Origin of the sequence: Enterocloster bolteae, from assembly GCF_002234575.2 — a bacterium.
GTDB classification, from domain to species: Bacteria; Bacillota; Clostridia; order Lachnospirales; family Lachnospiraceae; genus Enterocloster; species Enterocloster bolteae.
Window position 1 is genome coordinate 1,034,438 of sequence record NZ_CP022464.2, and the last position, 11,486, is coordinate 1,045,923.

13 protein-coding genes and 1 riboswitch are annotated in these 11,486 nt (G+C 49.3%); of the genes, 10 read left to right on the forward strand and 3 right to left on the reverse strand.

Annotation, left to right across the window (positions count from 1 at the left end):
• Nucleotides 1-60 precede the first annotated feature (60 nt).
• Together CGC65_RS04835 and CGC65_RS04840 are read left to right on the forward strand one after the other, a co-directional pair.
• The gene (locus CGC65_RS04835) at nt 61-651 is read left to right on the forward strand and encodes a nitroreductase family protein (protein ID WP_002568051.1); all 591 of its coding nucleotides are present in this window, start codon (nt 61-63) and stop codon (nt 649-651) included.
• 97 nt (nt 652-748) lie between these two features.
• Nucleotides 749-867: riboswitch (FMN riboswitch) on the forward strand.
• 232 nt (nt 868-1,099) lie between these two features.
• Entirely contained in the window at nt 1,100-1,726 is a 627-nt protein-coding gene (locus CGC65_RS04840) for an ECF transporter S component (protein WP_002568050.1), read from the forward strand.
• Here CGC65_RS04840 and CGC65_RS04845 read toward each other — a convergent pair.
• Nucleotides 1,723-2,643, reverse strand: a complete 921-nt coding sequence (locus CGC65_RS04845) for a helix-turn-helix domain-containing protein (RefSeq protein WP_002568049.1) — start codon at nt 2,641-2,643, stop codon at nt 1,723-1,725. The two genes, CGC65_RS04840 and CGC65_RS04845, sit on opposite strands and share 4 nt — an antisense overlap.
• 200 nt (nt 2,644-2,843) lie before the next feature.
• Nucleotides 2,844-3,653 (reverse strand): MBL fold metallo-hydrolase, encoded by an 810-nt coding sequence (locus CGC65_RS04850; RefSeq protein WP_002568048.1) that lies wholly within the window; start codon nt 3,651-3,653, stop codon nt 2,844-2,846.
• Between the two features lie 123 nt (nt 3,654-3,776).
• Between CGC65_RS04850 and CGC65_RS04855 the strand changes: the two genes are divergently transcribed.
• The 4 genes from CGC65_RS04855 to CGC65_RS04870 all read left to right on the forward strand — a co-directional run bounded on the left by CGC65_RS04855 (nt 3,777) and on the right by CGC65_RS04870 (nt 8,138).
• The gene (locus tag CGC65_RS04855; protein ID WP_002568047.1) at nt 3,777-5,717 is read left to right on the forward strand and encodes a fructose-bisphosphatase class III; all 1,941 of its coding nucleotides are present in this window, start codon (nt 3,777-3,779) and stop codon (nt 5,715-5,717) included.
• Entirely contained in the window at nt 5,717-6,220 is a 504-nt protein-coding gene (locus tag CGC65_RS04860) for an HAAS signaling domain-containing protein (protein WP_002568046.1), read from the forward strand. Before CGC65_RS04855 ends, CGC65_RS04860 begins: the two co-directional genes overlap by 1 nt.
• A 215-nt stretch (nt 6,221-6,435) precedes the next feature.
• Nucleotides 6,436-7,176: a C40 family peptidase gene (locus tag CGC65_RS04865; protein WP_002568045.1), complete on the forward strand. Its 741-nt coding sequence runs from the start codon at nt 6,436-6,438 to the stop codon at nt 7,174-7,176.
• Between the two features lie 239 nt (nt 7,177-7,415).
• Nucleotides 7,416-8,138 carry an NlpC/P60 family protein gene (locus tag CGC65_RS04870; RefSeq protein WP_002568044.1) on the forward strand — a complete coding sequence of 241 codons (723 nt, stop codon included), beginning with the start codon at nt 7,416-7,418 and terminating at the stop codon, nt 8,136-8,138.
• A gap of 162 nt (nt 8,139-8,300) precedes the next feature.
• Here the strand turns inward: CGC65_RS04870 and CGC65_RS04875 are convergent, their stop codons facing one another.
• Nucleotides 8,301-8,504 carry a cold-shock protein gene (locus CGC65_RS04875; protein WP_002568043.1) on the reverse strand — a complete coding sequence of 68 codons (204 nt, stop codon included), beginning with the start codon at nt 8,502-8,504 and terminating at the stop codon, nt 8,301-8,303.
• Between the two features lie 441 nt (nt 8,505-8,945).
• Here CGC65_RS04875 and CGC65_RS04880 point away from each other — a divergent pair, with 441 nt between their 5' ends.
• The 4 genes from CGC65_RS04880 (at nt 8,946) to CGC65_RS04895 (ending at nt 11,477) form a co-directional block, all read left to right on the forward strand.
• On the forward strand, nt 8,946-9,179 hold the full coding sequence (locus CGC65_RS04880) for a hypothetical protein (protein WP_002568042.1): 234 nt from the start codon (nt 8,946-8,948) through the stop codon (nt 9,177-9,179).
• Nucleotides 9,180-9,357: 178 nt separating this feature from the next.
• Nucleotides 9,358-9,690 (forward strand): rhodanese-like domain-containing protein, encoded by a 333-nt coding sequence (locus CGC65_RS04885; RefSeq protein WP_002568041.1) that lies wholly within the window; start codon nt 9,358-9,360, stop codon nt 9,688-9,690.
• A gap of 35 nt (nt 9,691-9,725) precedes the next feature.
• Nucleotides 9,726-10,283 (forward strand): phosphodiesterase, encoded by a 558-nt coding sequence (yfcE, locus tag CGC65_RS04890; protein ID WP_002568040.1) that lies wholly within the window; start codon nt 9,726-9,728, stop codon nt 10,281-10,283.
• 30 nt (nt 10,284-10,313) lie between these two features.
• Nucleotides 10,314-11,477 carry a THUMP domain-containing class I SAM-dependent RNA methyltransferase gene (locus CGC65_RS04895; protein WP_002568039.1) on the forward strand — a complete coding sequence of 388 codons (1,164 nt, stop codon included), beginning with the start codon at nt 10,314-10,316 and terminating at the stop codon, nt 11,475-11,477.
• The last annotated feature ends 9 nt before the right edge of the window (nt 11,478-11,486 follow it).

Sequence of the window (11,486 nt, forward strand, 5' to 3'; positions counted from 1 at the left end):
CATAGAAGAATAATGGCCATAGGAGTTTAGCCTGCCCGGAAAATACGAAGGAGACAGAAAATGGATGCAATAGACAGGCGCAGAAGTATACGCAGGTTCTCAGACAAGGAAATACCCCATGAGGTTATCTGTAAAATTGTGGAAAGCGGGATAAAGGCACCGTCAGCAAAGAACAGGCAGCCATGGAAATTTATGGTCATTCAGGGACAGGCAAAAGAAAACATGCTGAGGGCGTTTCAGGCCGGAATCCAGCGGGAGAAGGCAGGAAAAGCTATGCTGCCGGACAGCAGCAGGCACCTGGGAGGCGCGGAGTACACGGTCCAAATCATGGAACAGGCGCCTGTGGTCATATTTGTCCTGAATCCCCTGGGGAAGGGGATGTTTTCTCCCCTCAACGACGAGGACAGGATTTATGAGCTCTGTAATATCCAGTCTGTCAGCGCGGCAATTGAGAATATGCTTTTGGAAGCAACGGATATGGGAATCGGCAGTCTGTGGATCTGCGACATATTCTTTGCCTATGAGGAGCTGTGCGCATGGATGGACTGCGGGGATGAGCTGGTGGCAGCCGTGGCCTTTGGGTATCCGGAGGAATCGCCGCCGCCACGTCCGCGCAAAAAGCTGGAGGACGTGGTAGTCTGGAAGCGCTGAGTCAGAACGTTGGGTTTGAAATGGGGAAATGGGGAAATTATGGCGCAGCCTATTGCCAACCACCCTCATATGTGCTATGATTCAGCTATAATTAAATAAAGTTCTTCGGGGCAGGGTGTGATTCCCTACCGGCGGTAATAGTCCGCGACCCGCTACGGCGGCTGATCTGGTGTGATTCCAGAACCGACAGTATAGTCTGGATGAGAGAAGAAGGTGTGTAAGTGGTAGATGAACAGGCCCCGGATTATTTGCGTATCCGGGGCTTTTATAGTGCACGCATTCCGAAGGACACATATACGCACGTAAGTGACCGGAAAACGGACACCAAGTGCTCATAACGGGCCCCTTCACTAGGTTCGTGGGAGACCTCACCAAGTGAAGGGTCATGTATCGCACGTAAGTGACCAAAATACGGTCACTAAGTGCTCATAACAAGGAGGATAGGGAAATGAAACAGAATCACTTACTCAGTGTAAGGAATGTAACCGTCATGGCCATGTTCGGCGCCCTGGCGGCAGTGCTTATGATTTTTGAGGTGCCGCTTCCATTTATCGCGCCGTCATTTTACGGCATGGATATCAGTGAGGTGCCGGTGCTTGTGGGTACCTTTGCCCTGGGGCCTGTGGCAGGCGTTGTCATGGAACTGGTGAAAATACTGGTGAAGCTGATACTAAAGCCTACCAGCACGGGATTTGTGGGGGAGTTTGCCAATTTTTGCTTTGGATGCTCCCTTGTGCTGCCGGCCGGTATTATTTACAGGCTTAAAAAGACGAAAAAGGGGGCTGTCATGGGAATGGCTGCGGGAACTGTAATCATGACAATTGTGGCTGTGATACTCAATGCGGTTGTTATGCTTCCGTTCTATTCCCATTTCATGCCCCTGGACACCATCATTGCTGCAGGCGCGGCCATCAACCCGGCTATCAGCAATGTGTGGACATTCGTAATCCTGGCTGTAGGCCCCTTTAATATACTGAAAGGCGCCATTGTAAGCCTGCTCACCGCCCTGGTCTATAAAAGGGTCAGCGTTATCATCCATTCGGATTCAGGACGGCGGGCGGTTAAGGCTTCTTAAGGATTAACAGCCGGCGCCGGGTGTGAATGAGATGAGGATACAGCCTGTTTTACCGGAAGCATTTCGATATATCCCCTGGTCCCTATGGGTTCCAGCTGAATTCTGGGATTTTCAGGGTCAGGGGCCAGACCGATGACCGACAGATCGTAACGTTCCATGGCTGTCTGAACCATCTGTATGGCCTGGCAGAAGTCCTCTTCCTCGAAGGGCTCTCCCTGAAACATGAGGTAACTGGCAGCCGGCAGCTGGATTACATCAAAGCCCTCCGGCACAGGACCGCTGTAGTCTGAGGATACTTCCACGCCCTGAACGTATTGGGATGTACCCTCCGGGCGGTATTGTTCGGGGAGCCAGAGGCATAACGGTTCGCCGCTTATGGATTTGATGCTGGTGAGAAGTCCCCACACATCACAGCCGGCTTCATTGCAGTAGGTCATGTAATCATACGCCTGGATGCCCCGCTTAAGGATGACCTTGCGGGCTGGTTTTTCAATGACCTGAATAAATACGTTCTTAATTTGTTCCATATTCATGGGCTCCTTTTCTGTGAATCTGTATTTTACGCCGTAGGGGGTCATCAGATACAGGGGAACGGGATGAGCGGCGTATTCACGGGGATTACAGCCGAATTCGCGGAGAAATGCCCTCTGGTATCCGTCCACGCTTCCGAATCCCAAATCAAAAGCAACATCAATGACTTTGCAGTCCTCGTCCCGCAGCCGCAGGGCGGACCGGGACAGTTTGTAACGCCGGATGTAGTCAGCCGGCGAAAGACCGGTCAGCTTCCTGAACAGCCTGGCAGAATACCAGGGAGAAAAATGGGAGGCCTTCGATAAATCAGCCAGAGTAATGGACTCCTGCCAGTGGCTCTCTATATAATCCTGCATTCTTTGGACTGCTTCTATCTGTTCTTTCATCTGTATCACCTCCGACGTTTATCATTATACAGAACCGGAAAAAGGATTTCTCGACTATTCTTGCCCATGTAAGTAAAAAACCACCACGGCAATATAGAACCGTGGTGATTTCCTATCTCTTAACATAACTCTGTAATCCGCCGTAGATAAATCCGCCGTACACGAATCCTGTGTACACGAATGCGGCGTACACCGCACGTTTACAGCGGGATGATTTCCCCGTCATCCGGCACCAGCAGATTGCCGTCATAGTATTCCCTGCCCTCAGCCGTATATAGGGCTTTGCGCTCCGACAGGTGTTTGTCCTCCGTATGCCATAGCACAAGGTTGGGGATGGAGAGCTCCTTTGCCAGCTCGCAGGCCTCTTTTACCGTGCTGTGGTGTTTTTCATAGGGTTCGAAGATATCACGGTCGCGGTACAGGCAGAAGGCTTCGTGAAGCAGCCAGTCACTGCCTTCCACGTAGGGGCGGCACTCCGCGTTGTACGGCTCATCCCCTGCGCAGGTAAACCGGCGGCCGTTTTTCAGAGTGGTGGTAAATCCGAACTGCCTGGCCTTGGTGGACAGGATGTCAAAGAAGGTGACGTCATAGTCCAAGATATGGACTGTCTCGCCGTCCTCCACCGGCACCAGGAAAATGCGGCTTCCAATCATCTTATAGAACTTGCCCTGGATCGTCAGGCGGCAGATGGTGGAGATGGTATCCACCAGTCCCTGGTGGCAGTAAATCTGCAGCTCGCCTTCATACTTTCCTTTTTTCATGGCAGCAGCCACCATGCGCACCATCCACACAATACCCATGATGTGGTCCGTGTGCTCATGGGTGACGAAAATGTTGTGGATATGGCACAGGTCCACATCCATATCCTCCAGGATGCGCAGGATGCCGTTTCCTCCTCCTGCATCCACCATGAAATATTCATCCCCGTCCTTTATGGCAAAACAGGTATTATAACAGCGGGTGGCCTGGGCGTTTCCTGTTCCAAATACGTATAATTCCTCCATTGGCATCTCTTCTCCTTAGAAAAAATTTAGATAATCTTAAACCTTTGTTCAGTTGGAAAAACTTTTCATTTCATTAAGAATATGTTACTATAACTTTAAATAAAATGCAATTGGGATTGGGGGAATATGATGATGAGGGATTTGGCATATCTTAAGCTCCTGGCAAAAGAATACCCCACAGTAAAGGAAGCCACCAGTGAAATTGTCAATCTGACAGCGATTTGCAGTCTTCCCAAGGGAACCGAATATTTTTTCAGCGACTTGCACGGGGAATATGAGGCGTTTATACACCTGCTGCGTTCTTCGTCCGGCATTACCCGGGAGAAAATCAAGGAGACCTTCGGCCACCTGATTCCCGAGGAGGAGCAGGTACAGCTGGCAAACCTGATTTATTATCCGGAGCGGAACCTGGCCCGTATGATGAAACAGGGGCACTACACCGAGGATTGGCAGAAAATCACCATCTACCGTCTGGTACAAAGCTGCAAGGAGGTGTCCTCCAAGTACACCCGCTCAAAAGTCCGCAAGAAGATGCCGCAGGAATTTGCCTACATCATTGACGAGCTGCTTCACGTGGACTACAACGACGATAACAAGAAACTGTACTATAACGAAATTATACACTCCATCATTGAGAATGACACGGCGGACAAGTTCATCATTGCCCTGTGCCATCTGATTCAGAACCTGACCATTGACAACCTTCATATTATAGGCGACATCTACGACAGGGGGCCAAGGGCGGACATTATCATGAATGAGCTCATGTGCTTCCACGATGTGGATATACAGTGGGGGAATCATGATATTTCATGGATGGGGGCAGCAACAGGAAATCTGGCCTGCATCTGCAATGTGCTGCGTATTGCCATCAGTTACAACAGCTTTGATGTGCTGGAGGATGGTTACGGCATCAATCTAAGGCCCCTTTCCATGTTTGCAGCCAAGGTGTACCAGGACGACCCCTGCACACGGTTCATGCCCAAAATTCTGGACGAGAACATTTACGATGCAGTGGACCCCGGCCTGGCGGCCAAGATGCACAAGGCCATTGCGGTGATTCAGTTTAAGGTGGAGGGCGCCATGATTAAGCGCCATCCGGAGTATGAGATGGACAACAGGGTCCTTTTGTCCGGCGTGGACTTTGAGAAGGGTACAGTGGTCATTGAAGGAAAAACATTTCCCATGCTGGACATGAATTTCCCGACCGTGGACCCAAAGAATCCTCTGGAGCTGAGCCGTGGTGAGAAGGAGCTGCTGCGCACCCTGCAGGCCTCCTTCAAGCATGGGGAACTGCTGCATAAGCATATAAGATTCCTGTACTCCCATGGGGCCATTTATAAATGTTATAATTCCAACCTCCTTTACCATGGCTGTATTCCCATGAAAAAGGACGGTTCTTTCGATACCATCACCATGAACGGGGTATCCTATGGCGGGAAGGCGCTGATGGACTTCTTTAACCAGCAGGTTCAGAATGCCTATTTCATGCCGGAGGGGACGCCCGGTAAGGAGCAGGCCATGGATATGATGTGGTATCTGTGGTGCGGGGCAAAATCCCCTGTATTCGGCAAGGATAAGATGACTACCTTTGAACATTATTTCGTGGAGGATAAATCCACATATAAGGAAGTGATGAACCCCTACTACCAGCTGAGCCTGAAGGAAGAATTCTGCAACCGCCTGCTGGAGGAATTCGGGCTTCCCGTGGAGGGCTCCCACATTATCAACGGCCATGTGCCGGTTAAGCTAAAGGATGGGGAGAAGCCCATGAAGGCGGGCGGTAAGCTGTTCATCATTGACGGCGGTCTCTCGAAGGCATACCAGAGCACCACGGGCATTGCGGGATATACCCTGATTTATAATTCACATCACCTGGCTCTGGCAGAGCACAGGCCCTTTGACCCTAAGAAGGAGAGCACGCCAAAGGTATCCGTGGTGGAGAAAGTAAAGAGCAGGGTGATGGTGGCTGATACGGATAAAGGAAAAGAATTAAAAGGACAGATAGCCGATTTGAAGGAGCTGGTAGCTGCTTACAGAGAGGGAACGATTAAGGAAAGGGTTGAGTAATGAGCAGGACAGAATTTTTGCAGGGACTAAAAAGTGAGCTGGAAGGACGGGTACCCTATTCCGTCATACAGGAGAATTTGCGGTATTATGACTCCTATATTATGGAGGAGGCTGCCAAGGGACAGACAGAGGATGAGGTCATAGAGAGCCTGGGAGGTCCGAGAATCATTGCCAGGACCATAGTGGACGCTGCCCTTGACACCGAGGACAGGCCGGATGGATTTGATTCCTTTGAATCAGAAGCATCCTACCGTTCAGGGCCGGCAGGAAGCAGCCAGGAAGAACGGGAACCGTTCAGGGGGAAAAAACCGGAGGTCCATTATGTGGACTTTGGCAAGTGGTATGTCAGGCTCATTGCCGGGCTGGTGGTATTCCTGGTCATATTCCTGGTGATGACTGTGTTCTTCGGCATCATGGGACTGGCTGGCTGGATTCTGTCCTATATATGGCCGGTGCTGCTGGTAATGCTGGCCGTGTGGATGTTCAGGGGACCCAGGAGATAATCAGAAGCAGATATTGGGCTGATGGGGCAGAAGTATATGGAAAAAGCATATGACCAAGGCATATGGCAAAAGCATATGAAAGAAACATATGAAAGAAGCACATGGCAGGAGCTGTTAAAAAACAGCTCCTTTTTCTTGACAAAAATGTGAATAAATAATATACTGTTTTTAATAAACGTAATATTTGCGTAATATTTACATTTTCAGGAAAATAGATGGAAGTTAGGAGAGTCAGCGTGAGCATAAGGGGATTAGGGAAAGGAATCATTAAGGCATCAGGGCTTATATGCCTGTGTGCAGGACTGTGGGCGGTGAACCCTATGGACAGCCAGGCTGCTGTAAAGCAGGCAGAGGTCCAGACCCGGTCCTCCTATGTAGTGAAGATAGAGGCGCCTGCTGTGGACGTACACAGAAGTGCCAGTGAAGGTTCGTCCAGACAGGGCCAGGTTATGAGGGGCCAGACTTATGAGGTGTTGGGAAGAACGGAACAGGGCTGGGTTAAGATACGCACCGGCGGAAGGGAAGGATACATAAAGACCTCCGGTAATGCCACGGTTGTGGAAAAAGCGCATGAAACCGTGGATGAGGATGCCAAGATGCGCCGTCAGGTAGTGGAGTATGCCCTTCAGTTCGTGGGCGGACGTTACCAGTACGGCGGTGTGGACCCCAATAAGGGAGTGGACTGCTCCGGCTTTACCAGATACGTGCTGGGCAAGGCTGCTTCCATCAGTCTTCCTCATTCGTCCACCGGACAGTCCTCATACGGGAAGGCTGTGACTGAGGAGCAGATGCAGCCGGGCGACCTGTTGTTTTACGCCGGAGGCGGGGGCATCAACCATGTGGCCCTGTACATTGGAGACGGGGAAGTGGTGCATGCATCCACAGAAAAGACGGGAATCAAGACGTCCCCATATAATTACAGAAAACCAGTTAAGATTGTAAGCCTGCTGTCCTGAGACAGCAGGTTTTTTTGTGATCTGGGCCGGGAGGGGAGCCGTATCAGGGAGGAAATTCATTTTTAATTCAAAATTACTACATAAAATGTTAAAAATAATGAAGGAAATATTAAATATGTCTAAAATTGTTGACGTGAGATAAAATTGTGATATAATACATTTGTAATGAATGTAACAATTATGTAATAAATAAACTCCGGCTACATTCAGTATAAAACCATGATGGGAGAGTTTCTTCAATGAGAAAAATGTTAGGCAGCCTTTTAAAGGCAGGAGCTGTATGCGGGATGCTGATGGTCATGAATCCATTTACTTCCCTGGCTGCAATCGGTCCTGGATTCACAGCAGGTACATACATTGCCACCATTACAGCGGAGAGCGTCAACATTAACAAAAGCCAAGACAGTGAAGAAGTACTGATGACAGCCAAAACAGGGAATACATACGAAGTCCTGGAGGATATGGGAAACGGATGGATGAAGGTCCGGGTCAATGAATCCGAAGGATTTCTGCCTGTATCCGGTAATGCTACCGTGGAGCAGGTAGGAGAAAGTGAGATGGCAGAGGTACAGCAGGATGCCATTGAATCCTCAGATACATATAAGCGCCAGCAGGTGGTGAATTACGCCATGCAGTTTGTAGGCGGAAGATATAAGTACGGCGGCAGCGACCCGCGTACAGGGACGGACTGTTCCGGATTTACCAGATACGTACTGCAGAATTCAGCAGGAATTTCCATGAACCGTTCTTCCGGCGGACAAGCCCAGCAGGGGATCGCCATTAGCGCTGACCAGATGCAGCCGGGAGATTTGATTTTTTACGGCAGCGGAAGAAGTATTAACCACGTAGCCATGTATATTGGCAACGGACAGATCGTACATGCTTCAACGGAGAGGACAGGCATTACCGTGTCCAACTGGAATTACAGGAATCCGGTGAAGATAGTAAATGTGCTAGGATAGGATTTTCAATATATATAAGCAGGGCCTGTCGGAGTATTCCGGCGGGCCTTTGTGCTGTCTGGCAGAACTAAAAGATAACGGTAATATGAAAATAGGAACGACCAAGGCATAAAAAAGAGACCGCTTCCTTTTGGAAAACGGTCCCTGTCAGGTCAATCTCTATTATGCAGCGCAAACATTTACTGCCTGTAAGCCTCTTGGGCTGTTTGTAATGTCAAATGTAACGGCCTGGCCTTCTTCCAGAGACTTGAAGCCATTGGAGGCAATTCCGGAAAAATGAACGAAAATATCCATTCCGTTCTCTTCGTTTGTGATGAAGCCGTAGCCCTTCTGTGAGTTAAACCATTTTACTGTACCTTTGTTCATGAAAGATACCTCCATAATATAATATTATATTTTCGATAAAAATAAAAATCACATATTTTTGTAAATCATCATAGGAATAATGACTTACAAAAATATGTGAAATCAAAATCTTATTAAAAATACCCATTAAACATACCATGTTTTACGGTTGAAGTCAAGGGAGAATTGAAAAAAATAGGGGAGTGAAAATAGGGAAGCAGATACAACGAAATTACAAAGAGTTGTCCCCGGATAGGGGAGCTATCCGGGGACTTCTCAAGGGGAGTATAAATAATTAATAAGGATGAGGTCATGGTTTAAGGGAAACCATTTTACCTCATATTATTTATAATATATTTTATGGAAAAAAGCAACCTTTTTTTATTTTATCGAATAAAAGGTGTGCAATTCTGCCATACTAAGGCTGTAACTAAAAAAGAATGTTTTTAGGAGGTATTGAAGATGTCTAATAAGAATAACTTCAACAACGACATGGAAAACAGCTCAAGAAACTGCAGCCAGCAGAATAACAGCCAGAACAGCTCTCAGAACAGCTCTAGGAATAGTTCTCAGAACAATTCTCAGAACAATTCCCAGAACAGTTCTCAGAACAACAGCCAGAACAATTCTCAGAACAGCTCCAGAAACAGCTCTCAGAACAGCAGCCGCAACAGCAGCCAGAACAACAACTACTAATATCGAAAAAGCTGCGGCGTACTGAGTACAGATGATGGAAGGAGCCTGCTTCGCATGACGCGGAGTGGGCTTTTTCTTGTCCTCACCCCATAGTAATGCCTGCATATATTGGTAGTAGGACACGAATGACAGGCATTAGCCCGGACAGAACGTGACAGAAAGGGAAGGTGAGTGGGAAATGACGACATTTCCAATGATATCATACAGACAGTTTGACCAATGGATGGAACAGGGAAAGATTGCGCAGCTGGTGGACCTGAGGGAGCCCTGGATGTTTGAGCAGGACAGGATATGGGGAAGCGTGAACATTCCCTATGATGAGCTTGAGAACCTGATGGGGGAAATCCGCAAGGACGGTACCATTGTATTTTACTGTGACAGGGGGGCCAAGAGCATGGTGGTCTGCCGGGACCTGTGGAGGATGGGCTATCACGCCGTGGACCTGGCGGGCGGAATGTTGAATTACAGGGGGAAATACATTGACAGGAGGCCGCTTTCGGCTTTAGAATAGAAACGTGATTATTCTATTTTAGAGGAGACAGAGCCATGAAAATAATGTTTGCATCGGATATACACGGTTCTGCATATTATTGCAGGAAGATGCTGGATATATACAGTGAATCGGGAGCCGGACGGCTTGTGATTCTGGGAGACATCCTGTATCACGGCCCCCGCAATGACCTGCCCAGGGAATATGCCCCCAAGGAGGTGATCGCCATGCTGAATCCTCTTAAGGACCAGATTTATGCAATCAGGGGAAACTGCGACACGGAAGTGGACCAGATGGTTCTGGAGTTTCCCATAATGGCTGACTATGGTCTGATGGTGTTGGAGGGAAAGGCTTTTTACGCCACACACGGACATGTATACAACCAGGATCACCTTCCGCCATTGCAGGACGGAGATATCCTGGTACATGGTCACACCCATATACTGAAGGCCGAGACCATCGAGGCGGAGGGGGGCAGGCATATTGCCGTGTTAAACCCAGGCTCCGTGTCCATCCCTAAGGGAGGCAACCCCAGCACCTATGCCATGCTGGAGGATGGGGTATTCTCCATACGGACCCTGGAGGGCGAAGTGGTCAAGGAACTGAAGCTGTAAAAAAGAGAGGCTGATTGAGAGGAAAAACGATTGAAAACATTTGAATTAATTGCCCCCTGCCATTTTGGGCTGGAGGCAGTACTTAAAAAAGAAATTCTGGACCTGGGATATGAGATATCCCTGGTGGAGGACGGCCGCGTCACGTTTATAGGAGATGACGAGGCCATTTGCCGCGCCAATGTGTTTCTGCGCACCGCAGAGCGGGTGCTTCTCAAGGCGGGAAGCTTTAAGGCGGAGACCTTTGAGGAATTGTTTCAGGGCACCAGGAATATACCCTGGGAGGACTTTATACCCGAAGACGGCAAGTTCTGGGTGGCAAAGGCTTCTTCCATCAAGAGCAAGCTGTTCAGCCCGTCGGATATCCAGTCGATTATGAAGAAGGCCATGGTGGAGCGGCTGAAAAACCGCTATGGAGTCACCTGGTTCCCTGAAAATGGAGCCAGCTATCCGCTGCGGGTGTTCCTCTATAAAGATATGGTGACGGTGGGCATTGACACCAGCGGGGAATCCCTGCACAAACGCGGGTATAGGACATTGACCAGCAAAGCGCCTATCACAGAGACCCTGGCAGCTGCCCTGATTCTCCTGACGCCGTGGAACCGGGACAGGATTCTGGTGGATCCTTTCTGCGGAAGCGGTACATTTCCCATTGAGGCGGCCATGATGGCTGCCAATATGGCGCCGGGCATGAACCGTTCCTTTCTGGCAGAGGAGTGGAGGAACGTGATCAAACGCAAATGCTGGTATGAAGCCATGGATGAGGCGGGGGACCTGGTGGAAGAGGACGTTCAGGTGGATATCCAGGGGTATGACGTGGACGGTGACATTGTGAAAGCCGCCAGAACCAATGCCCAGTCAGCCGGAGTGGACCATATGATTCACTTTCAGCAGCGCCCGGTCAGCGCACTGAGCCACCCCAAGAAATACGGCTTTATCATATCCAATCCGCCCTACGGGGAGAGAATCGAGGAAAAGGAGAATCTTCCCGCATTATACCGGGAGATAGGAGAGCGCTTTGCAGCGCTGGATGCCTGGTCCATGTACCTCATTACTTCCTATGAAGATGCGCAGAAGTACATTGGGCGGAAGGCGGACAAAAACAGGAAGATATACAACGGCATGCTGAAAACCTATTTTTATCAGTTCATGGGGCCAAAGCCACCCAGGCGCAGCCAGGAGAACGGTTCAAATTGAGAGGGCGGC

What these genes read in the sequence shown, in the direction of transcription:
- CGC65_RS04845 (WP_002568049.1), bottom strand. Translation starts at nt 2,643, where the DNA reads ATGAAAGAACAGATAGAAGCAGTCCAAAGAATGCAGGATTATATAGAG.
- CGC65_RS04850 (WP_002568048.1), bottom strand. Translation starts at nt 3,653, where the DNA reads ATGCCAATGGAGGAATTATACGTATTTGGAACAGGAAACGCCCAGGCC.
- CGC65_RS04835 (WP_002568051.1), top strand. Translation starts at nt 61, where the DNA reads ATGGATGCAATAGACAGGCGCAGAAGTATACGCAGGTTCTCAGACAAG.
- CGC65_RS04840 (WP_002568050.1), top strand. Translation starts at nt 1,100, where the DNA reads ATGAAACAGAATCACTTACTCAGTGTAAGGAATGTAACCGTCATGGCC.
- yfcE (WP_002568040.1), top strand. Translation starts at nt 9,726, where the DNA reads ATGAAAATAATGTTTGCATCGGATATACACGGTTCTGCATATTATTGC.
- CGC65_RS04855 (WP_002568047.1), top strand. Translation starts at nt 3,777, where the DNA reads ATGATGAGGGATTTGGCATATCTTAAGCTCCTGGCAAAAGAATACCCC.
- CGC65_RS04865 (WP_002568045.1), top strand. Translation starts at nt 6,436, where the DNA reads ATGGAAGTTAGGAGAGTCAGCGTGAGCATAAGGGGATTAGGGAAAGGA.
- CGC65_RS04880 (WP_002568042.1), top strand. Translation starts at nt 8,946, where the DNA reads ATGTCTAATAAGAATAACTTCAACAACGACATGGAAAACAGCTCAAGA.
- CGC65_RS04870 (WP_002568044.1), top strand. Translation starts at nt 7,416, where the DNA reads ATGAGAAAAATGTTAGGCAGCCTTTTAAAGGCAGGAGCTGTATGCGGG.
- CGC65_RS04885 (WP_002568041.1), top strand. Translation starts at nt 9,358, where the DNA reads ATGACGACATTTCCAATGATATCATACAGACAGTTTGACCAATGGATG.
- CGC65_RS04875 (WP_002568043.1), bottom strand. Translation starts at nt 8,504, where the DNA reads ATGAACAAAGGTACAGTAAAATGGTTTAACTCACAGAAGGGCTACGGC.
- CGC65_RS04860 (WP_002568046.1), top strand. Translation starts at nt 5,717, where the DNA reads ATGAGCAGGACAGAATTTTTGCAGGGACTAAAAAGTGAGCTGGAAGGA.